Origin of the sequence: Streptosporangium vulgare, from assembly GCF_042428775.1 — a bacterium.
GTDB lineage: Bacteria > Actinomycetota > Actinomycetes > Streptosporangiales > Streptosporangiaceae > Streptosporangium > Streptosporangium vulgare.
In genome coordinates, this window is the sequence record NZ_JBHMBS010000008.1 from 271,005 (window position 1) to 293,272 (window position 22,268).

At 62.7% G+C, this 22,268-nt stretch carries 17 protein-coding genes; 11 read left to right on the forward strand and 6 right to left on the reverse strand.

Features of this window, described 5'->3' with window-relative positions:
- Positions 1–49: 49 nt before the first annotated feature.
- The 4 genes from ACFFRH_RS19325 to ACFFRH_RS19340 all read left to right on the forward strand — a co-directional run bounded on the left by ACFFRH_RS19325 (position 50) and on the right by ACFFRH_RS19340 (position 9,432).
- Positions 50–1,795 carry an N-6 DNA methylase gene (locus ACFFRH_RS19325; protein WP_344743512.1) on the forward strand — a complete coding sequence of 582 codons (1,746 nt, stop codon included), beginning with the start codon at positions 50–52 and terminating at the stop codon, positions 1,793–1,795.
- A gap of 11 nt (positions 1,796–1,806) precedes the next feature.
- Complete coding sequence (locus ACFFRH_RS19330) at positions 1,807–3,057, forward strand: restriction endonuclease subunit S (RefSeq protein ID WP_344743513.1); 1,251 nt, start codon at positions 1,807–1,809, stop codon at positions 3,055–3,057.
- Complete coding sequence (locus ACFFRH_RS19335; protein WP_386158290.1) at positions 3,057–6,206, forward strand: type I restriction endonuclease subunit R; 3,150 nt, start codon at positions 3,057–3,059, stop codon at positions 6,204–6,206. Before ACFFRH_RS19330 ends, ACFFRH_RS19335 begins: the two co-directional genes overlap by 1 nt.
- A gap of 484 nt (positions 6,207–6,690) precedes the next feature.
- A complete protein-coding gene (locus ACFFRH_RS19340) occupies positions 6,691–9,432 on the forward strand; it encodes a hypothetical protein (RefSeq protein ID WP_386158293.1) in 2,742 nt (913 codons plus the stop codon).
- A 702-nt stretch (positions 9,433–10,134) separates the two neighbouring features.
- On the opposite strand, the gene ACFFRH_RS19345 is transcribed toward ACFFRH_RS19340, so the two are convergent.
- The 3 genes from ACFFRH_RS19345 to ACFFRH_RS19355 form a co-directional block, all read right to left on the reverse strand.
- Positions 10,135–12,579 carry a type I restriction-modification system subunit M gene (locus tag ACFFRH_RS19345; RefSeq protein ID WP_344743516.1) on the reverse strand — a complete coding sequence of 815 codons (2,445 nt, stop codon included), beginning with the start codon at positions 12,577–12,579 and terminating at the stop codon, positions 10,135–10,137.
- 1,637 nt (positions 12,580–14,216) lie between these two features.
- Positions 14,217–15,452 (reverse strand): IS110 family RNA-guided transposase, encoded by a 1,236-nt coding sequence (locus ACFFRH_RS19350; RefSeq protein ID WP_344743517.1) that lies wholly within the window; start codon positions 15,450–15,452, stop codon positions 14,217–14,219.
- Positions 15,453–16,014: 562 nt separating this feature from the next.
- Complete coding sequence (locus ACFFRH_RS19355; protein ID WP_344743518.1) at positions 16,015–16,749, reverse strand: XRE family transcriptional regulator; 735 nt, start codon at positions 16,747–16,749, stop codon at positions 16,015–16,017.
- 163 nt (positions 16,750–16,912) lie between these two features.
- Here ACFFRH_RS19355 and ACFFRH_RS19360 point away from each other — a divergent pair, with 163 nt between their 5' ends.
- From ACFFRH_RS19360 to ACFFRH_RS19370, 3 genes are all read left to right on the forward strand, one after another.
- Positions 16,913–17,257 (forward strand): hypothetical protein, encoded by a 345-nt coding sequence (locus tag ACFFRH_RS19360; protein WP_344743519.1) that lies wholly within the window; start codon positions 16,913–16,915, stop codon positions 17,255–17,257.
- 4 nt (positions 17,258–17,261) lie between these two features.
- Complete coding sequence (locus tag ACFFRH_RS19365; RefSeq protein ID WP_344743520.1) at positions 17,262–17,738, forward strand: GntR family transcriptional regulator; 477 nt, start codon at positions 17,262–17,264, stop codon at positions 17,736–17,738.
- Between the two features lie 67 nt (positions 17,739–17,805).
- Positions 17,806–18,372 (forward strand): HD domain-containing protein, encoded by a 567-nt coding sequence (locus tag ACFFRH_RS19370; RefSeq protein WP_344743587.1) that lies wholly within the window; start codon positions 17,806–17,808, stop codon positions 18,370–18,372.
- Here ACFFRH_RS19370 and ACFFRH_RS19375 read toward each other — a convergent pair.
- Positions 18,340–18,816, reverse strand: a complete 477-nt coding sequence (locus ACFFRH_RS19375; protein ID WP_344743521.1) for an NUDIX hydrolase — start codon at positions 18,814–18,816, stop codon at positions 18,340–18,342. The genes ACFFRH_RS19370 and ACFFRH_RS19375 overlap by 33 nt on opposite strands.
- 3 nt (positions 18,817–18,819) lie before the next feature.
- Positions 18,820–19,560 carry an XRE family transcriptional regulator gene (locus tag ACFFRH_RS19380; RefSeq protein WP_344743522.1) on the reverse strand — a complete coding sequence of 247 codons (741 nt, stop codon included), beginning with the start codon at positions 19,558–19,560 and terminating at the stop codon, positions 18,820–18,822.
- Positions 19,561–19,713: 153 nt separating this feature from the next.
- On the opposite strand from ACFFRH_RS19380, the gene ACFFRH_RS19385 reads away from it, so the two are divergent.
- Together ACFFRH_RS19385 and ACFFRH_RS19390 are read left to right on the forward strand one after the other, a co-directional pair.
- On the forward strand, positions 19,714–19,935 hold the full coding sequence (locus tag ACFFRH_RS19385; RefSeq protein ID WP_344743523.1) for a hypothetical protein: 222 nt from the start codon (positions 19,714–19,716) through the stop codon (positions 19,933–19,935).
- A complete protein-coding gene (locus ACFFRH_RS19390) occupies positions 19,932–20,108 on the forward strand; it encodes a hypothetical protein (protein WP_344743524.1) in 177 nt (58 codons plus the stop codon). Before ACFFRH_RS19385 ends, ACFFRH_RS19390 begins: the two co-directional genes overlap by 4 nt.
- Positions 20,109–20,116: 8 nt before the next feature.
- Here ACFFRH_RS19390 and ACFFRH_RS19395 read toward each other — a convergent pair whose 3' ends face one another.
- Entirely contained in the window at positions 20,117–20,455 is a 339-nt protein-coding gene (locus tag ACFFRH_RS19395; protein WP_386158301.1) for a winged helix-turn-helix domain-containing protein, read from the reverse strand.
- 127 nt (positions 20,456–20,582) lie between these two features.
- Here ACFFRH_RS19395 and ACFFRH_RS19400 point away from each other — a divergent pair, with 127 nt between their 5' ends.
- Together ACFFRH_RS19400 and ACFFRH_RS19405 are read left to right on the forward strand one after the other, a co-directional pair.
- Positions 20,583–20,936 (forward strand): SCO3933 family regulatory protein, encoded by a 354-nt coding sequence (locus ACFFRH_RS19400; protein WP_344743526.1) that lies wholly within the window; start codon positions 20,583–20,585, stop codon positions 20,934–20,936.
- Positions 20,929–22,251 carry an FtsK/SpoIIIE domain-containing protein gene (locus ACFFRH_RS19405; protein WP_386158304.1) on the forward strand — a complete coding sequence of 441 codons (1,323 nt, stop codon included), beginning with the start codon at positions 20,929–20,931 and terminating at the stop codon, positions 22,249–22,251. The genes ACFFRH_RS19400 and ACFFRH_RS19405 overlap by 8 nt, the downstream gene beginning before the upstream one ends.
- The last annotated feature ends 17 nt before the right edge of the window (positions 22,252–22,268 follow it).

Sequence of the window (22,268 nt, forward strand, 5' to 3'; positions counted from 1 at the left end):
ACGTGGGCCAGCGCAGCCATGCACGTTGAGTGATCCCCTGAGGAGCCTTGTGAGCACGCTCGGTAGTTTCATCTGGTCGATCGCCGACCAGCTTCGGGGTCCCTACCGCCCCAACCAGTACGGGAACGTGATCCTACCGTTCACGATCCTTCGGCGCCTCGACTGCATCCTGGAGCCGGACCGCAAGACCGTCCGAAGCCTGGCTGCGGCATACGAGAACCCGAACCGGCTCCGGATCGAGGTCAAGAGAGCCACCGGCCGACCGTTCTACAACACCTCGAAGTACAGCTTCGCCAACCTGCTGAAGGACGCGGACGGGCTTGAAGACAACCTCGTCGACTACATCGACCGGTTTTCCGCCGATGTCGATGTGTTCGAGTACTTCGATTTCAAGAAAGAGATCATCGCCCTGGAGAAGGCCGGTCTCCTGCGCGAGATCGTGAAGTCCTTCGGCGCCGTCGACCTACACCCCGATGTCGTGTCCAACGCCGACATGGGGGACGCGTTCGAATACATCATCCGCAAGTTCAACGAGGCCGCGAACGAGACCTCCGGTGACCACTACACGCCGCGCGACGCGATCCGGCTGCTGGTCGACCTTCTCTTCGCCGAGAAGGACGCCGTCCTGGACGAGGAAAACATCGTCCGTACGCTCTACGACCCCACCGCCGGCACCGGCGGCATGCTCGCCCTTGCCGAGGAGCACTTGCTCGCGCATAACCCGGGCGCCCGGCTGAGCCTGTACGGCCAGGAGTACAACCCGCAGTCGTACGCGATCTGCAAGTCCGACCTGCTCGCCAAGGGCTACGACGCGTCCAACATCGCTTTCGGCAACACGCTCACCGACGACGCCTTCAAGGGGCGCCAGTTCGACTTCTGCATGTCCAACCCGCCGTACGGCGTTGACTGGAAGCAGTACGCCAAGGCCGTCACCAAGGAGCGCGGCGAGGCAGGCCCGTACGGCCGGTTCGCGCCAGGCCTGCCCGCCACCTCGGACGGGCAGATGCTTTTCCTGCTGCACCTGGCGCACAAGATGCGCGCCCCCGAGGACGGCGGTGGCCGGGTCGGGATCGTCATGAACGGCTCGCCGCTCTTCAACGGCGCAGCCGAGTCCGGCCCATCGAACATCCGCCGGTGGCTGCTGGAAAACGACCTGGTCGACGCGATCGTCGCGCTGCCGACCAACATGTTCTTCAACACCGGCATTGCCACCTACATCTGGATCCTCGACAACACCAAGCACCCTGACCGCAAGGGCCTGGTCCAGCTCATCGACGGCACATCGTTCTGGACCAAGATGCGCAAGAACCTCGGTAACAAGAACCGTGAGCTCAGCGACGTTGACCGCGACAAGATCGTCCGGCTGTACGCCGACTTCACCGACGCCGACCCCGACTTCTCCAAGGTGCTGCGCAACGACGAGTTCGGCTACTGGACCGTCACCGTCGAACGGCCACTGCTGGACGAGGGCGGCAAGCCCGTCGTCGACCGTAAGGGCAAGCCGAAGCCCGACTCCAAGAAGCGCGACACCGAGAACGTGCCTTTCACCTACAGCGGCTCGACCGCCGGACTTGCGGGCAAGGACGAGGTCATCCAGGCCTATTTCGACACCGAGGTGAAGCCGCACGTACCCGACGCCTGGATCGACTGGGCCAAGATCAAGGTCGGCTACGAGATCCCCTTCACCCGCTACTTCTACAAGTACGTCCCGCCCCGGCCTCTCGCCGAGATCGACGCCGACCTGGAGAAGCAGGTCGCCAAGATCCTCGATCTGCTGCGGGAGGTCGAAGGATGAGACGGGCATATATGAACGCCGCTTCGCCTTGGCTCGGCAGGATTCCGGAGGACTGGGTTGAGTCCCGCTTCCGCTACGAGGCATTCATCAGCGGTGGCCAGGTCGATCCCCGAGTGGAGCCGTGGTCTGGCATGGTGCTGGTCGCTCCAAATCACATCGAGTCAGGCACCGGTCGACTCCTAGGACGTGAGACGGCAGCGGACCAAGGTGCTGACAGCGGAAAGTACGTGGTCACCGTCGGCCAGGTTCTCTATTCCAAGATCCGCCCAGCTCTGAACAAGGTGGCAATCGCTGTCGAGGACTGCCTTTGCAGTGCGGATATGTACGCAATCTCACTGTCAGACAGAGTCGACACGCGGTTCGCTCGCTACTTCATGTCTGCGAAGCCGTTCCACGACTTCGCCACCGGGATGTCGATGCGTGTGAAGATGCCAAAAGTCAACCGGGAGGAATTGGCTGACGGACCATGGTTGCTGCCTCAGTTGCCTGAGCAGCGCGCCATCGCCGACTACCTCGACCGCGAAACCGCCCGCATCGACACGCTCATCGAGGAGCAGCAGCGCCTGATCGAGATGCTCCGCGAGCGCCGGCAGGATCTGATCCGAGCGGCGGTCCTCGGATCGGCGAACCCCTTCTCGCCTCCCGCTGAAGCATCGTTCACGGCGATTGGTCACCACTTCTCAGTGACCCTCGGGAAGATGTTGGACGCTGGCAAGGCGGTTCGTGCCGAAGATCGGATGCTCCCCTACATCCGAGCCGGGAACATCCAGGACGCCGGGCTGAAGCTTAACGATGTAAAAGAGATGCCCTACTCAGAGGCGGAGGCTGCGAACCTCAACCTGCTCGCGGGCGACTTGCTCGTAGTTGAGGGCGGAGCCGTCGGGACGAACGTGCTGGTTCACGAGGATATGCCTGGGTGGTCCTTCCAGAAGACCGTCAATCGACTCCGTCCGCTCAGCAATTGGTCGTCCGCTTGGCTGGGGTATGTCCTGCGGACCTATCGGGACATCGGCGTGATTGACATCGTGTGCAACAAGTCGACGATTCCGCATCTGACGGCCGAGAAGCTCCGCGCCATGCGTATTCCTTCTGTGGAACCGCAGGAACAGGTGCGTTTGGCCGCAATGCTTGATCGTCAGACTGCAAAGATTGACACGCTCATTACCGAGTCCGGACGGTTCATCGAGCTCGGCCGGGAGCGACGTGCTGCCCTGATCACGGCGACGGTGACGGGGCAGATCGATGTACGGGAGGCGGCGTGATGGCCGATCACAACGAGGTCGTCTTCGAGACTGAGATCTGTGAGTACCTCGCGGACCATGGCTGGCTGTACTCGGCGGACGACACCGGCTATGACCGTGAGCGGGCGCTGTTCCCCGAGGACCTCTTCGCGTGGCTGGAGGCGACCCAGAAACCCGCGTACGAGAAGGCCTTAAAGGCGGCAGGGTCACAGGCGAAATTCCTCGACGTACTGACCATGGCGCTCGACAAGCCGCTGGAGCACGGTGGCGGGATGCTGAACATCCTGCGCAGCGGAGTGCAATACATCGGCGGTGGCCGGTTGAAGATGGCGCAGTTCCGGCCCGAGACGACGCTGAACGCGACGACGAACGCGCACTATGCGGCGATGCGGGTCCGGGTGATGCGTCAGGTGCACTTCTCGACCGCCGACCAGCGCAGTATCGACCTAGTGTTCTTCGTAAACGGGCTCCCGGTCGCGACGGTGGAGCTGAAGACCGACTTCACCCAGTCGTTGAACGAGGCGATCCAGCAGTACCGCAAGGAACGCAACCCGCTGACCAGCGGCCGAGTCGAGCCGCTGCTGTCGTTCGGACACCGGGCGCTGGTCCACTTCGCGGTCTCCAACAACCTCGCCGCGATGACGACCCGGTTGGAGGGTGAGAAGACGCACTTCCTGCCGTTCGACACCGGCTTCGACGACGGTGCCGGGAACCCGCCCGGTGCGGACGGGAGGTCGGCGACGGCGTATCTGTGGGAGGGGATCTGGGAGAAGCACGCCTGGCTCAACATCATCGGCCGGTTGATGATCGTGGAGACCAAGCAGGAGTGGGACGTCGCGACCGGCACGTCGGTGCGTCGTACGAGCATGCTGTTCCCCCGGTTTCACCAGTGGGAGGCGGTCACGAACATCGTGGCCGCCGTGGCTGAGGAGGGTGTCGGCCAGCGTTACCTGATTGAGCACTCCGCGGGGTCGGGGAAGACGAACACGATCGCCTGGACGGCGCACCGTCTCGCGCGGCTCCACGTCGATGATGAGAAGGTCTTCGACTCGGTCATCGTGGTCGTCGACCGTACGGTGCTCGACGGGCAGCTTCAGGACGCGATCCGGCAGATCGACGGCAGCGGGAAGATCGTCGCGACGATCAGCCCCGAGGACGTGCGCAAGGCCGGTGCGAAGTCGAAGTCCGGCCTGCTGGCACAGGCGCTGAAGAATGGCGAGTTGATCATCGCGGTGACGGTGCAGACCTTCCCGTACGCACTCGATGAGATCCGGGCCGACTCCGGTCTGAAGGGCAAGCGGTTCGCCGTCATCGCCGACGAGGCGCACTCCTCGCAGTCGGGGCAGATCTCGTCGAAGCTGAAGCAGGTCCTGACCGCCGAGGAGATCAAGGAGATCGAGGATGGCGGCTCGGTCGACGTCGAGGCAGTCCTGGCCTCGGAGATGGCCGAGCGGGCCGAGTCGGAAAACATCTCCTACTTCGCCTTCACAGCAACCCCGAAGAACAAGACCCTGGAGCTGTTCGGCCGCAAGGGGCCGGATGGCAAGCCGCGCGAGTTCCACCTGTACTCGATGAAGCAGGCGATCGAGGAGGACTACATCCTCGACGTGCTCAAGGGTTACCAGTCCTACGACACCGTGTTGAAGATCGATGGGAAGGCAGGGAGCGGCGGTGGTGGCGAGGTCGAAGAGTCGGTTGCCCGCAAGGGGCTAATGCGGTGGGTGCAGCTGCACCCGACCAACATCAGCCAGAAGGCGAAGATCATCGTCGAGCACTTCCACCTCAACGTTGCCCACTTGCTGGAGGGCAAGGCGAAGGCGATGGTCGTCACCGACTCGCGCAAGGCCGCGGTGAAGTACAAGAAGGCGATAGACGCTTACATCGCCAAGCGGGCGGCCGAGGACGCGTCATACAACTACCGGACTTTAGTTGCGTTCTCTGGATCGGTGTCGATGGCCGAGAACGACGAGTGGAGCCAGGACTGGGGGCCGGCGCCGTCGAAGGGCGACGAGTTCACCGAGGCCAAAATGAACCCTGGAGCGGGCGCCGACCTGGCCGCGGCGTTCAAGAGCGACACGTACAAGATCATGCTGGTTGCCAACAAATTCCAGACCGGCTTCGACCAGCCGCTGCTCTCGGCGATGTATGTCGACAAAAAGCTCTCCGGGGTCACCGCCGTGCAGACGCTCTCCCGGCTCAACCGAACCCACCGCACCGCCAGCGGGGAGCAGAAGGCCAAGACGTTCGTCATCGACTTCGTCAACAAGCCCGACGACATCAGGGCCGCCTTCGAGCCGTACTTCACCAACGCCACCCTGGAGACCGAGACCAACCCGTACGTCGTTATACATCTGGCGAACAAGCTCGCCCAGGCGGGCATCTACACCGAGGAGCAGGTCCGCCAGGTCGCCGAGCTGTGGGTCACCCGCAAGGGCAATAACGCGCTCTCGGCGGCGATCAGCCCGGCTCAGCATGACTTCCGGCGTCGCTATGCGGCAGCGATCGAGGCCGAGGACAAGGTTACGCTCAACACGCTCGACCTCTTCCGCAAGGACGTCGCCACCTACGTGCGGCTCTATGACTTCATGAGCCAGATCGTCGACTACGGCGACCCGTACATGGAGATGCTCTCGATCTTCCTCCGGCTTTTGGAGAAGGTCATCGCCGAGTCCTCGTGGAGCGCCGACGTCGACCTTTCGGACGTGGTCCTGGTCGGTGTGAAGCACAACAAGGCGATCGCGGTTGACATTTCGCTGACCGGAGACGGCCAGTTGAAGGGGATCAGCGGAGCAGGCACCGGCACCAAGAAGGAGCCGAAGTACGTCGCGCTCCAGGTCGTTATCGACAAGATGAACGACCTCTTCGGCGCCGAGTCGTTCGCCGAGTCCCAGATCCGGGAGTTCGTGCAGGGGCTCGTGCAGCGACTGCTCGACGACACGAATCTGGTCCAGCAGACTCGGGTGAACTCGAAAAAGCAGTTCATGGAGTCGCAGGACTTCCAGTCCGCCGTCACCGAAGTCGTCGCTGACAACCAGGAGGCGCACAACACCATGGCTGACTACTTCTTCACCGACGGGCCTGCGATCAAAGGGATCATCGTGGCGCTCGCCGACGCGTTCTACGAGGCCGCGATCGACAAGGGGGCAGGTGGGCCTGCCTCAGGATCTTGAGGTGTCCTCTCACAGTTCCGCCCCCTTGTTCGTGGGCCTTGCAGATCAGACTGTTCGGGGCGGCGACTGAGACTTGAGCCGGCATCGCGAGGTAGCGTCCAACCTGCGGTCCGGTCTCTCGTCAGTTCTTGATGCTTCCAGCCGTTTCCCACTCTCAATGTGCCCGGCCCTCGCAGATCTGGGTGTTCTCCGATCCGGGTTCCAGTGACCTGTGAGGACAGCTCGTCATGCAGCTGAGCTGGAGTTGACCTGGTTCAGTAGGCGAACCGCGCCGGGGTACATCAGCCTCCAGCAATCCCGGCGCGGTTCAGGTCTTGATGTTCGGTTGATCACCCGATCGGGGTGAAGGATCTCGCCGAGGATCTTGGCTACAGCCGCCTGGGGCTGGTCTGTGGGCTGTGATACCAGCCCACAGAGCTGAAGTTCCGTCCTATGCGAGCAGATGGCGGGGCACATACCCACTCTTCCGGCCATAATAAAAGGCATGCATCAAGATGCTATGCGCCCCAAGCTACCGGATGGCCAGCAGATCGCCTTTGACATGCTGTTGAACACATGGATGAATCTATCCGAAGCGACAGTCATTCGCATAGCAGCCCCCCTTGGCAGGGGGAAGACCCACATAGTGCAAGTATTCTATGAATATCTCGCCGAAAATCATCAAATATCAGGCGGGTTCTATGCTTCGAAAGCCTCCGAGTATGAGGAGCTGGCTTCCTGGAGAAAATCACGAAAGAATCTTTCGGCATCCTTGCCTAATTGGGAAGCCAGCCCTGATTGGGTTTGGCTTTCTGTGCGGGCATTGCCGATGGCTGTATCTGATTTACTGGGCGATCTCAAGGAGACTGTCGCGGGGCTATTGGAGTATCTCACAACAGAAGGGCTTGAGTCGGCCAAGGCTGTTCGTCTTAAGAGTGTGCTTCCTGATCAGTTTACTGGAATCGCGGGTAGGGCTGCCGCTGACCTGTTGCTTGACCAAATCCCGTTCGGTAGCACGACCAAGACGTCATTGAGAGCAATTATCGAGACCTATAGCGCAATGCGGGGTCGCGGCGCTCCTTTGAAGGAGTTCGCAGAGTTTCTTGAGAGCGATACATCGTATGCATACATCGTTTTGATGTCTCTCCTTGGGCAGCTGCGTAACCCGCAAATTGGTCCCGCGATCCTCCCAAGCATTATCGTCATCGAAAATGCCGAGCAACTCGAACCTACTGCCCTACGTTCATTACATGAATTGCTTGCTTGTGATCCAGATGTACTGCTAGCCGAGAGAAATACGCTATCTAGATCCATCTATCGCCAGCTCAAACAGCACGGTATTCCCCCGCGGCTCCCACTACTGCTTGTTCTGATGGAGACGACGAATTCTGGAGATGAGTCCGTACTTGCGCCGAATCAAGAAAGAACGGAAAGATTCAAGGCAACTACGAGCCCTCTCCGCCCCTGGCTTGAGCACTGCCGTCAGACAGGAATACCCGTAAAAGAAATTGACTCCACCATGCTTAGACTAATGGTCAAAGATGAAGCAACGGATATTGCCTCGAAGCTGCTTCCAGACGGGCTTGGTGAGCGGCACGCCTCGATGATTGCAGATCGGGCGACGGACCCTTTCATGGGAGGAGTGAACGCTGCTCTGCTCATATCTCATTGTGCGAAGGTCTCGGTACTTTCTTCGCCTGAGGCAACTTTAACTTCAGCGTGGGCGAATCAGCACCTTCCTCTTTTTCTTTCTCTTGAAACCGAGCAGCGATTTGAGGCGCTTTCAGAAGAGGAGCGAAAGGTCATTGGAGCTGCTGCGCTAGCTGGTATTGGATTCGCTGAATCCACCGTTAATTCTTTGTTGCCTGGCCTAGATATCCATCGAATATTAACGCAGATGGAGAAGTCCGGCTATCTCCATAGCTGGGGAGAGGATGGCCTGTACTGCTTCGATGACAACATGTTGCATGAATATGCCGAAAAAACGGTGCTGTCGGATCCACATCTTTGTCGAAAGGCGCTCGATGTAACGGAGGCGCCGAAAATTCGTGATCTAGCCGAAGCCTGTTTCGCTGGAATAACCTACTCGAAGGCGTGGGTTTATGACTCCCTCCGCGGCTCACTATGGAGATATGTAGAAATAGCGACAGGGGCAAATCTGGGTCGACAGTGGGAGACTCACCGCGATGTTTGGCTAGCAGCTCTCACGCTAACCGCCGACCGAGACCTTGTGTTTGCTGCGCTTGAAGAGGACGCCGATAAGAAACAACGTATTGACCTCCTGTTCCAACACCGAGAATCCGACCCGGAGGGAGATGAGAGCGAACTTCTTTGGATGATTTTGGTTCGCTGGCATGTGCATCGACTCACCCCGGGACCGATGACTCCTCTTTCGCTCCGTTCAGCCATTTCCTATGGCCAAGATTTGAAGGATAACACCCGAACACTTACCTCAGCGCATCGGATAGCGGCTAGAATAGCTGGCCGTGTCCTTCGGGCGTCGATACTTAAGCGAGGACAGATTGGCGAGCTAGGGATTAGGTTGGTGACCAGGTTAGGTCCGTATGCGAGACTCATGACTGGTGAAGAGCGTTTGTTAGTAGCCCAATCACTTCTCCGAGCGGGCCCTTTCTCCGCTACTGCCACACACCTATGTTGCTTCGAATACGCGTCTTTGCTGAATAAGGCAGAGCTCCTTGCTCTGAAGCGACAGCTTGCTTGGTGGGCAACTATGCCTGAACCACTCGTCAGGCTTCGTAGTCTCTTGGCTCTATCTCACATTGAGGGAAACGCTTTCGGGGTGGATCTTCTTCCTCAATTAGAGGACTTTCTCATGCATGGCGAGAAAGATGATATGTTTCGGGACTTTGACAATATAACTGGCATTACTTTTGGGCATGATCCTCTCGGGTACCCATGGTGGGGTCTCCGTGTACTGCTGTGTCAGGAAATTCTACGATTGACTGAAAGTTCTTTGAAGGAAAGGCCGTTGCTTCGAAATGCTGTCAAGGAGGCTCTCCGAGAGGAGGCTGAGAGGCATCCGTCCGCCGTTGGGCTGCTAATCGAGAACTTCTCCAGCGAATTACCGGAAGATCAGATCGAGGATCTTAAAGAGCTTGCTGCCCATTGGAAGAAGACCCGCCTGCTCGGGCATTCAGAGCAAGCGGGAATTCTGCCATTAAAGAGAGTGGGAAAAAGTAGGTCGAACGTTACGAATCGCTCGAAAAAGAAGAAGAAGCGACGCTAAAATACATTTAGACGAGAAGAAATTTTAAATTCATCTGAAGTTGTTGCTGATTGGTAGGTCAAGATCAGTTGTCGAGTCGTAGCACAGCCGTTGCGACTAGTGCTGTGCTCCTGAATGGAGGCGGAAATCCCTGCTACCTGGGGTGATGATGCTTTCAGGGGGGTTGTTGTGCCGAAACGGTTGCATGCGCGTACACCGGTGGCCGCCAAAGAGGAACGACAGATCCACAAGCTGGCCGGGGGTTCGCCATGCCCCGGCTGACTGGATCATGCGGGCACAGATCATCGCGTTTAGCTGGTAAGGGTGCGCACCAGCGCCATCGCCGCCAAGCCCGGCTGCCACATGCAAACCTGTGCGCGAGCGGATCGAGCGCTTCAACGCCGAAGGCCTGACCGGCCTTAGCGACCGGCTTGGGACGGGACGCAAACCACGAATTACCGAGGTCGAACGTGGACGACTCATCGCCCGGGCGAGCTCGACTTCGCCCGGCCAGCTAAGCCGCGACCAGACTGGGGACCCGGCCGAGACGACAAGAATGGCCCCGTACAGTGAACGCTGGACAGCCTGACCGCCGCCCGCGCGCAGGGCATCATCATCGCGCGCAGCCAAGTACGCCGGATCCTGCTGAAGGAGAAAGTCCGCTGGCGCCATCCCCGCTCCTGGGCCACTTCCAACGATACAGATTCTCAGTCTTCGGGGAGTTCATGCATAGCCGAGCTCCTTTAGACGCCCATTGAGCTGAACGGCGGCGACCTCGCGCTGGGCTTCGAGGTCTTGAAGGGTGACGGCGTATTTGTCGACCCAAGTGCGGAATGCCGACTCGATAACCCTGCGGACCGCAGCTGTACAGGAATAGAGGCGGGAGGCGAGCTGAAGACGGAGGACGTCGAGTACCAGGGTGCGGCTTCCAGCCTGGTCAAGGGCTTCGGCGGCTACACGGAGGCGGGGCAAGAAGTGGTCTTCCAGCGCTCCAACCTTTTTACGAGCCGCGGTGACACTTGTCTTTAGCTCCTTCAGGCTGGCCTCGGAGAGCTGATCCTCTGGCTCCTCAACCTCGTCTTCATCGTCTTCGCTGAGCTTGGCAGTGGCTGCCTTGAACTGGGCGTTCAACTCGGCGTACCGAGCTTCGGCTTCTTCGAGCTCGACCAGATATTCGGGGATGAGCGCCGGAACGACACGGTGGTCGCGGGCCTTGCGCTTCTCAACCGCGATTTTCTGCTTATCCCAGTATTGAGCCTCTTCCTCGTCGATTTCGAATGCTGACTCAATCGTGGTGAGCCATCCTTCGACAACGCCCTCGAAGCCGTTCAAGGACAAGGTCCTGATGTCGTACTGTGTTTCGCTCCACCAAGCGGCCACGACACCGGCCAGCTCGAACCGGTCAAGCAGACCAAGCGGCTTCAGCTCTTCGACAAACGATTTCAGCAACTCCGCGCGGATCTCCATGACCTTCTTGGAGTCCGGCAGCTCGGCTAGACGCTTGCTGTGCCGTACCCACCAGTGGGAGAACGCCTCCCGCAATCGTACCTCTGCGGGGTTAGCCAGTGCCGGGAGGTGCTTGACAGTGGTCTTCCAACCTTCAGGCAAAAAGTCGTAGTAGTCGGCATTCTTCTCGACGAAGAGCGTGTCAGGGGGGATACCGAATGCAGCGAACAGGTGAGCCTTGTCGGCGACTTCGGCCTTAGGGACGCCCCCGTGTAGGTGGGCACGGACGTCCTGGGGCTCCGGCGGGGGCGTGTTGTCAACGTAGCGGCGGATGTTTAAGTTGAAGTCGTTCTCCTTCAATTCCGCAACGTTAACCACGTGGGCGAAATTGGGAATGTCCTTGTACTCCTCGTACGCAGCGACGATCTTCTCAGTGTGCTGCGGGTCGAGGTAGTTCTGCGTGCGGCCCGCAGTGAACTCGCGGTCGGCATTGATGAACAACACCTTGCCTCGCCGTTCGTCGGGCCGCCGTGCCGTACCTCTCAGAACGAGGATGCAGGCGGGGGTGCCGACGCCGTAGAAGAGGTTGGGCGCGAGGCCGATGACCGCCTCTAGGCGGTCATCCTTGATGATGCCCTCACGGATGTCCTTCTCCTTGCCACCGCGAAACAGCACGCCATGCGGGAGGACCATGGAACCAATGCCGTCAGGAGTCAGTACAGCGAGCACGTGCTGGGCGAACATGAGATCTGCCTTCTTGCCACTCTCGGGCGCAAAACCGTACCTGAAGCGCTCCTTGTGTTCCATGTCGGCTGCGACATAGTTCTGCGAGAACGTAGGGTTAGTAAGCACCCGGTGAAAGCGCATCAGCTCACCGCCCTCCTTGTGGAGGGGGTTGGCAAGGGTGTCATCGTTCTCCAGGCTCGCGTTGAGCACACCATGAAGGATCATGTTTATCTTTGCGACAGCCCACGTGCCGCCGTTGTACTCCTGGCCGGCCAGGGTCAAGTCGTGGTGGTCTTGCCCATGCTCCTCGACGTACTCCTTTGCGTGGATGAGCATGCCGCCTGAGCCGGAGCACGGGTCGTAGATGCGCATACCTGGCTCTGGCTTAACCAGGCGGACCATCGTGCGGATGACGCCACGCGGCGTGTAGAACTCGCTACCCTTCTTTCCCGCGGAGTCAGCAAACTTACCGATCAGATGCTCACAAGCGGTGCCGAGCAGGTCGGGAAACTCGAAGTCCTCATTGCGCAGCCGTACCCGGTGGAAGTGATCGATGAGCTGCTGAAGCCGTTTGTCGGGGATAGTCGAATGGCCGACCTTCTTCATAAAGTCGATGTGCTCAAGCACGCCTTCGAGGATGGGAGAGTTGGCCTCCTCCAGCACCCTGAGGGCAGTGTTAAGCAAGTTGCCGATGTTCTTCTCGCAGGAGTGGTCCTTGATGTGTTTCCAATGGGCCTTTTCCGGAACGTAGAAGTTCTCGCCCCGGTAGAAGTCGGGGATGGCGGCCACCTGCTTGGCCTCGTCGCGGCTCTTGCCCCGGGAGACCCACTTCGTAATGAGCTGTTCGCGGACCACGTCGAACTGATCGGAGGCGCGCTTCAGCAACAGCAACCCGAAGATGTATTCCTTGAACTCCGAGGCGTCCATCTTGCCGCGGAGGATATCCGCCGCTCCGAACAGATGCCGCTCAAGCTGTGGCAGCGTCAGCTTCGCCACGTGGTGCCTCTCCCCATCAATAGTCTGCGATATACCAGTATGGATCCGTCTGTGTGGATCTTCTACCAGCTTTCTAAACTTAGATATCTCTCTAGTGTTAGGCATTACCCTGTTGGCTTATGAGGATGCAGGACGTTAATGCCGACGGAGGGTGTCCTGTATTGAGATCACAGATCTTCAAATATTTCCTCGAAAAGCGCGGGACCCATGTATTCCAGTTTGGTTAGAAGAGCTCGCTGCGCTTTGATCTGAGCATTGATTGCGGCGACCGCTTTTGTCGCTGCTAGCTGTAGCGGAAGAGGGGGCACGGCTACCACCTGTCGTCGCAATGTTCCCGCGTGAGTCCACAAGACTGTCCCTGGAGGGGCCTGCCCTAGAAGATTGGTTAGGACCATCGGGCGAGACAGATACAGTGCCAGAAAAGCAGGAAGCACCCGATCGGAGCGCAACCGAAGGCGGAGACACGACGAGTTGTAGAGCCATCCAGAATGCTCCGGCATGATAACCGCGACTCTGCCGAGAGCGCCTTGACGGACAAAGAGCACATCTCCCTGGCGCAAGGCAAATCGGGATAAGCGTGCGGCCTCCCTTCCTGGAAGGCGCCGCAGGCGATCCGTCTCCACTTCATGTAGGGGGGTGAGGTCGGACGGTGTAAGAACTGGAATGCCGTCATCACCTTCATGGAGGTTTTCCAGCAACGAACCCGATGGGCCGACAGTTACCTCGCACAGTTCCCCCAGAGGGACTTGTCTGAGTTCGGCCACCTCCTCACTCCTTCCTAACTTCTGTGGTGGTGATGGGCCCAGGGTAGATGCTCTTCACCCTGGGCCCTACGCGGTCTACGCCGTACGTGCTTTACCTGGCAAGAGAACCCGCGTCGCCGCCTGCGCGCCTACGCCTATCACAGCTGCCGACACCGCCAGCAATACCTCGGTCGTGCGTAACACAGCCGATACCCCAACGACAACCAACACGAGGATCACCATGACCACGCGGAGGGTCCTTCTAGTCCGTGACTGCCGTGAGGGTCCATGATGGACCTTGGCGCATCTCATAGAGGATGTTCCTTTCTGTCCCCAACGGGACTATCGAGCCGCACCGCCCTCGCAGGCCGCAAACCAAGCAGGGCGGTGCGGCAGATATTGGGGCCAAGTGCCGGAACGCTCGGCGTCCAAGTCTGACGACTCCTCCGCTGTCATCGCTCCAACACCATGCGGCTCCCGTGTCTCGCCACACGCTAGCGGTGCGTATGGAGATAATCAATCCGTTCGTGAGGCTAGGATGCGTGACAGATGCGCCCTTGCAAGCCTTCATAGTTCGTTTGGCCTTGTGGGTGCTGGGCTCGTTTGTTAGGACGACAGCGAACATCCTGAGAAGCGGCACACCAGCTACCAGTCCCGCCTCCCGGGAGGTTGCGCGGCGAGTTCAGAGGTCATGCGATGGCAAGCCGACCCGTACCGCAGGGCTGCCAGGCCCGAGACATCCGATGGGCGGGGCGTGTCAAGTTGGTCCGGAGTGACCGTCGGCGCGAACGGCGGGGTGTGGGCATGACAGTGGGCGCGCTGGCGGTTGCTCCGGCGCGCGGGGGGCTGGGGGCTGTGAAGCCCCCAGCGGCAACGGTGCTCAGCCCGGTGGTCTCAGGCTGTGGCGGGGTGCTGGGCCGATGTGGGAAAGGCCGCCTGTTCCCGGTAGGTCTGGCGGGTGGTCAGGCAGTGAAACAGGCACCCAAGGAAGCGGTTGTAGAGGTTGCGCAAGGCGGCGGCGTGGCGCTCGCCCTGGTCTTTGCGCCGGTCGTAGTGGCCTCGCGCTCCAGATGAGGCGGTCAGAGCGGCGAATGCCCACACATACCCGACCGCGGCCAGGCGCTGATTCTTGACCCGGCGGTGCATCACGGCGCGGCTGCGTCCGCTGGAGCGGGTGACCGGGGCAGCGCCGGCGTAGGCCTTGAGGGCTCGGGCGTCGGCGAAGCGGTTGCGGTCGTCGCCGACCTCGCCGAGCAGTCGGGCGCCGGTCAGATCGCCCAGGCCGGGGAAGCTGGTGATGATCGCGTGGTCGGGGTGGGAACGGAACGCGGCGATGGTGGCCTCTTCCAGGGCAGCGGCCGAGGTGCAGGCGGCCTCCAGCACCGCCAGCAGCGCCAAAGCTTGGTGGCCGTAGGCGTCTTCGACGGGGCCGGGTTGGCGCAGGTGCTCGGCGCGCAGCCCGGTGTGGATCTTCTCGGTCCAGGCTTGCAGGTGGTAGATCCGGCCGCTGCGCTTGAGGGCGGCGCGGATCTGCGGTCGGCTCAGCCGGGCGGCTGCGGTGGGGGTCGGGGCGATGGCCAAGATCGCGCGGGCCTCGCGGCAGCTGACTCCGCCCTCTTGGGCGGCGAACAGCTCCAGGAAGGCGGGGTAGTACTCGCGCAACACCGAGCGCAGCTCGTTGCCGGTGCGGTGCACGCGCCAGACGGCATCTTGCTGGGCGCGGGCCAGCACCGTGACCGCTTGGGCCTGGTGGGTGTCGGCCGGCAGCGGCCGGTGCATGGCCATGTCGGTGCGCAAGATGTTGGCCAGCACGATGGCGTCTTGGCGGTCGGACTTCTTGCGGGAGATCGTGTGCCGTTCCCGGTAGCGGGAGGCGCTGAAGGGGTTGATGGCGAACACCGGGCGGCCGCCGGCGCGCAGGCACGCCACCAGCAGGCCACGGGGCGTTTCGATCGCGACCGGGATCGGGGTGTCGGGGCCGTCGCCTGCCTCGGCGAGCATGGTCAGGAGTTCCTGGTAGCCCTGCACGGTCTCGGTGATTCGCCGTTGGGCGATCACGGTTCCGTTCTCGTCCACCAACGCCACGTCGTGATGGCGCTCGGCCCAGTCGATTCCGCAGAAGACGCGCATTGTTCACCTCCGCTGCTCCGGTTGCTCCTTTGCCCGTGGCGGGGTCGTGCGGCGCCCTAATGACAAGGCTCTGCGGCCTACCATCCGATGAGCCGTCGCTGACCCCGGCGATCCGTGCAGGCCCCGGTCTTGCTCGGAGCTGGCCGCTCACCAACGGGTGAAAGGGGTTCCTCCTGCGCGGGCGGGCTCATGCCACGGTCTATCAGGTGCGGCACGTCCCCGTCCGGCCGAGTCGGCAACGGCACCAGTCTCGGGCGAAAGATCTCGGAGATCTTGCAACGGAAGTAGGCATCCGCTCCGCTCTGCCGGACCGGGGACGTGCCCGCGACCGTCATTAGGAGCGGAAGCGGTGCGGCAGCCTTACAGGGGATCGTCGCGATTACTGAAAGTCTTCCCACTCAAGTGCTTGCCCGGCGGACCTGATGCGTGGGCGGCGCTGGCCCGGACCGGCCGAAGAGCCGCAGCCGGGCCAGCGACCGCCCAACGCGCGCGGGACGCCGCAGGCGGCACGCGCCTTGAAGACGAACAGATAAGTTTCTTTCGATCTTGGGCAGGCTGCCTGTCAGAGGCTTCGGCCTGCGGGTTCGGCGCTGGTCCAGACGTGTTCGAAGCTGGTCAGGTAGGTCGTTGCGGTGCTGTTGGCTTCGGTGTGGGTCAGGTAGATGACCGGTGCTTCGGGGGCTCGGGTGCCGTAGGCGTGCAGGTTGATCAGGAGTTCGTTGTCGGCGCGGTAGATGGAGTTGTAGAGCACCGTGCGGTGTAGCCGGAGCTCGATTCCCTCGACGTCTTGGAGTGGCCGGTAGAGGGCGTGGGCGTTTCTGACTCGGCTGGCCATGACGTCGCCGCCGATGCCTTCCTCGGTGCCGCGGGTTGTCACGTGTGGGCTGTCGGGGTCGCCGAGCAGGATGCGTACGCGTACCCCAACCTGTGCTCGGTCGGTGAGGATGCGCAGGAGGCCGGAGTCTTCGGCGAGGAACAGGCCGCTGTAGACGAGGATGTCGATGTTGGTGGTGGCGGACGCGAAGAACGTGCGCCAGGTGTCCGCCGGCACCGCCCACCGATGGGGATAGACAGCCTTCAACTCATGGGTGAGCCCTGAGCGGTGGCGGATGCTGTCGGGCCACAGGTCGTTCTCGTCGATGTCGAGGAGGTCGGCGACGGCCAGGCGGTGGCGGGGGTGGGGGATGCGGCCGGCGAGCCAGCGGGTGACGGTTTTGGGGTCGACGGTCAGGTGGGTGGCGACGTCGAGGGGTTGGAGCCGCGCGCGGATGAGGGCGTGGCGCAGGTTCTCGTTCATGGGTGGCACCTCCCGTGGCACGGTCAGTGCCTGCGACGTTAACATAAGACGTCCCTAGACGTCCCTAAGTTGCGGTGTCGATCCCCAACCTCGGAAGACGAAGCTCGTCGGCACGGGCTCCCACCCAAGGGACTGCGCCCTTCACGCTGACAGGAGCACATTCATGACCACCGCACGAGAAAGACAGCGCGCCCACCAGCAGGAGTTGCTGACCTTGCTGCGCGAGCAGCTGTCCTCGCTGGAGATCACCACCGTCCTGATCGTCGACAACACCGGACAGCCCTGCCTGGAGGTCATCGACCGGCATTTCCGGACCCGGCGGGTCTATGTCCAGACGGCGTTTCACTGGTTCTACTGGGGCGACCAGCTGGACGAGCGGACCTCCTCGCTGCGTCTGGCGAGTGCGGCCAAGCGGATCTCCACCGCGGCCCGGGAAGGTTGGCGCCAGGGTGAGCAGGAGCCGCTGACCGTGGATCTGAGCAAGATTGCCGACGCGTACCGCACCTGAGTCGATGATCTCTGAGACGAGCAGGTGGCTGACCGGCGGGCTGGTCTATCCCCAGATCGCCGACCGGCTCCGCGAAAAGATCACCTCCGGCGAGTATCCGGCCGGCGGAGTTCTACCCTCCGAGGCGGTCCTTGTCGCGGAATTCCACGTAGCCCGCACGACCGTCCGTCGCGGCCTGGCCATGCTGCAGAGCGAGGGGCTGATCGTCACGATGCCCGGCAAGGGGCGCGTGGTGAAGGAGGAAGGGCATCAAGCTGACGCGGCGGCGTACCGGTATCAGGTGATCGCGAGGGATCTGCGGACACAGATCCGCAGGGGCGTCCTGGCCGTCGGGGCGGCGTTGCCGAGTGAGAACGCGCTCCGGCGGCAGTACGCGGCCTCGCGCAACACGGTGCGCCATGCCCTTGGTGAGCTGGAGCGCGAGGGGTTGATCGTGACCGCGCATGGCAAGGGCCGATTTGTCCGTCCTCTCCCAGACTGAGACGTCCTGGGACGTCTCGGCTCGCGTACTGGATTCGCCTCGGGGGACGGCGTCTATCGTGAACCGCATGGGACAAGCTGAGTGGGCACGTGACCTGGCCAAAGAGCTGCTGGAGCAGCCGTTGCCGCGCCGGTGGGCGCACACGCAAGGGGTGGCCGCGCGTGCCGAGTTGCTGGCGCCGATCCTCGGGCAGGAGTCCGACCTGCTGACCGCCTCGGCCTGGTTGCACGACATCGGGTACGCGCCGCAGCTGGTCGACACCGGGTTCCATCCGCTCGACGGTGCCCGCTACCTGCGCGAGGTGCACCAGGCCGATGACAAGCTGGTCCGGCTGGTGGCGCATCACTCGTGCGCGGTCTATGAGGCCACCGAGCGCGGCCTGCTGGACGTGCTGAACGAGGAGTTCGACCGGGAGCGTCCGGAGCTGGTGGAGGCGCTGACCTACTGCGATATGACCACCAGCCCGGACGGCCTCCCTTTGGACGTCGATGTGCGGCTGGCGGAGATCCATTCCCGCTACGGTCCCGAGCATCTGGTGAGCAGGTCGATCACCAACGCGACGCCGTGCATCACCTCGGCAGTACGGGCGGTCCAGGTCGCGCTAGCCGATGTGCGGCCCGGTGGCGCCGGCTAGGTAGTGGCCGATCCGCAAGCGCATCGAGCGGTCCATGGTCAGCGAGTCGACCTGCTCGCGCGGCACCCACCTCACTTCGCGGGACTCGTCACTCGGCGTCGGTTCGCCGGAGATCGGGCGGCCGGTGAGGACGATGGAGAACTCCTGACGGGCTTCGCCGTCGCTGGTGTAGAGGATGACGTGCCTGGGATCCGTGTAGGTGCCGACGATGCCGGTGATCTCACACGTGATGCCGGTCTCCTCCAGCGTCTCGCGGATGGCCGCGGCCGGGAGGGACTCGCCGAGGTCGATGGCTCCGCCGGGAACGGCCCAGTTGTCGTTGTCGGTGCGGTGGATCATCAGGATGTCCCCGGCGTCGTTGGTGACGACGACGTTGACCGAGGGAACCAGGCTGTTAGGTGCGGGCGCGGAAGGGTCGTTGTAGAAGTCGATCCGGCGGGCCATGGGTCAGGACTCTACCGGGGGGGCTCCGGCCCAGACGGCTTCGAAGCTGTCGAGGTAGGTCGACACCATGCCGCCGCCCACCACCTTGCGCAGGTGCAGGACGGGTGCGTCCCCGGCGGGCATGCCGTACAGGTGGGTGTTGGCCAGCAGTTGGTCATCGCCGCGGTAGATGGAGTTGTACAGCACCGTGCGGTGCAGCCGGATCTCCACGCCTTCGACCTGGCGCAGCGGCCGGTACAGCACCAGCGACATCCGGATTTGGGCGGCCATGCCGTCGCCGATGCCCTCGTCGGCGCCGCGCTGGGCGACCTCGGGTGAGTCGGGGTCGCCGAGCAGGATGCGCACCCGTACGCCCGCCTTGGCCTTGTCGGCGAACAGGCGCATGAGGCCGGTGTCCTGGGAGATGAAAGTGCCGCTGTAGACCAGCACGTTGATCTCTTGCCGGGCGGCGGAGAACAGACGTCCCCAGGCGTCCCGGGGTACAGCCCAGCGGTGTGGGTAAACGGTGACGATCTCGGTCTCCGAAACCGCGGCGGCCTGTTTGGGCGTCAGAGCGTTGGGCCAGAGGTAGGCCTCTTCGGCGTCGAGGTACTTGGCGACGGCGAAGCGGTGCTTGCGGTAGGGGGTGCGGCTTTGGGAGATCCACCGCTCCACGGTCTTGGCGTCCACCTCGATGGCCTCGGCCAGCTCGACGATCGTCGTTCCCCGCTCCAGCAATGCCGTGCGCAACCGCTCGTTCGCCATCTCACCTGCCCGTAAGAAGGGACGTCCAGGGACGTGGCAATCGTAGACCGGACGTCCTGAACATGTCCCATCCTGTAGTGATCTCGTCCCACCTCTCTGCCGCACTCTCGATATCGCAAGGCAGCAACAGCAGCGATCGAGAGGAGAGACACAGTGATCAACGACATTCGGCCGATCGACGAGACGCCCGCCTGCGTGTGCGGCGCGACCCTGGAGGAGGGGCGGATCGCCTGCCGCAAGTGCCTGGCCCGGGACCGGTGGATCCGGCGTCAGGGGCAGGCGGCCAAGCGCCGGATGAGCAAGCGGCGCGGGCAGAGCAGGCGCCCGACCGGCCGTCCGCGCAACCTCGCCGAGGCGGGGGTGAGCTGGACGTGACCACAATCCCGCTGATCATCGGCCTCGTCCTCGGGGCGGCCGTACTGGTCGGCTACGTGCTCGTCATGATCGGCATGCGCCAGGAGGACCGGCGGATGTCCCTGGGGGGCGTTCCCCCAACCCGGGCGGCGGGCCTGGCTCGGCGGGTCACCGGCTGCCACGTGCGCGGATGAGCGGCGAACTACTCGCGCTCGGCCAACTTCGACTCCACCCGCTCCAGACGCTGCGACAGATCCCGCAGCGTGGCCCGCATCTCGGCCAACTCCTCCGCAGCCGGCGGCAAAGCCGGGGCGGCGTCATCGCGGACGAAGACGCCCTTGCCCTGCTGGCCGATGACCAGCCCTTCGTTTCGTAGCACCCCGACGGCGAGTTTCACCACGCTCAGCGATGCCTCGTACGTCGTGGCGAGCTGGGTCGTGGACGGCAGCGGATCTCCGGGTATCAAGGTGCCGCGCCGGATCTGCTCACGCAGGTCGTCGGCGATCTGCAGATAGCCGGGTCGCCCGGTGTTCTTGACCATCGCCCCTCTTCTGTCGCGAGTGCTCCCTAGTTCAGCACAAAGGCGCGACCAAGCCAACCACGCGACCATTGACACCCATGCCAACTAGGCCGACTATGTTGTCCTAGCCAAATAAGGAGGTACATCCATGCGCAACATCCCGATTCCCGTCGATGTCCACCGACTTCGCTTCACCTGCGTCAAGGCCGCCCGTCCCCGCGTGGTCGACCAGGACACCGGCAAGATCAAGACCGACAAGGAGGGCAACAAGATCTACGAGTCCGTCCTGCTCGCCGAGGATGAGTTGGGCCGAATCGAACTGGTCAAGGTCGGAACCTCCGGACAACCCCCGATCGCCCCCGGCCAGGACGTCGTGCCGACCGCGATGGTCGGCTACGTCTGGGAGATCCCGCAGAACGGCGCCTCGCGATGGGGCATCAGCTACAAGGCCACCTCCATCGTCCCCGTCTCCGGTATCCCCGCGGGAGAGCAGAGTGTCTGACTCCCTGAGGCTCGCCCTCATCGTCCTGGCCTGCGTCGCGGTCACTCTGTGGGCGTGGCGGCGCTTTCATCGCCGGTCGTTCTGGCTGATCGCCGCCTACCCGCTCACCGCGCTCAGCGTCCGCGCCACCTGGCGCAAAGTCGCCCTCGGGTGCGGGCTGACGAAGAAGCGGGCGCGCTGGGCCTTCACCCTCACCCCCGGCGCCCTCGTCTCCACCGGCACCGTCAAGGTACGGCGCCGCTTTCGCCGGGTCGCCGTCGACACCAAACCCTGGATGTGGCTGCCCATGCCGACCCGGCACGGCTGGCGCGCCACCCTACGCCTGCTGGAAGGCCAGATCCCCGACGACTACGCCCAGGCCGCCGAACGCCTCGCCCACTCCTGGGGCGTGCACGCCGTCCGCGTCTCCTCACCCCGCCCCGGACGCCTCGTCATCAACACCACCATCCGCGACCCCCTCGTCCAGGTCGACCACCTGCCGCCCTCCACCGAACTACTCAAGGTCACCGTGGGACGGTTGGAGACCGGCAAACCCTGGGTGATCGACTTCCGGACCGTGCCGCACTGGATCAACGCCGGAGCCACTCAGTCCGGCAAGTCCAACCTTGCCAACGCCCTGCTCGTCGGCCTGGCCCCGCAGCCGGTCGCGCTGGTCGGCTTCGACCTCAAAGGCGGCGTGGAGTTCACCCCCTACGCCGCACGCCTGTCGGCACTGGCCACCGAGCGCGCCGAATGCACCCGGCTGCTGGCCGATCTGATCGGCATGATGATCGACCGGATGGGCCTGTGCCGGATGACCGGCGCCCGCAACATCTGGCAGCTCCCTCCGGCGGTGCGCCCGGTGCCGGTCGTGGTGCTCGTCGACGAGCTGGCTGAGCTGTACCTGATGGCCGACAAGTCCGAGAAGGACGACATCGCCAGGACCTCCACCGCGCTGCTGCGCATCGGACAACTCGGCCGCGCGTTCGGGATCTACCTGTTCTGCTCCGGCCAGCGCATCGGCTCCGACCTCGGCCCCGGCGTCACCGCACTGCGCGCCCAGTGCTCGGGACGCATCTGTCACCGGGTCAACGACCCCGAAACCGCGACCATGACCCTCGGCGACCTCGACCCCGCCGCTCTGGTCTCCGCCCGCGCGATCCCCGCCGAAACCCCCGGCGTCGCGATCGTCGCCTCCCAAGACGGCCAGTGGTATCGGGCGCGCTCCTTCTACGTCGCCGAGAACACCGCCGAACACGCCGCCAAGACCTACGCCCACCTGACCCCGTCCTGGGACGACCTCACCGCCGCCCAACCGGTCGACGTCCCCGCCTAACCCCCTGTCCCCACTGA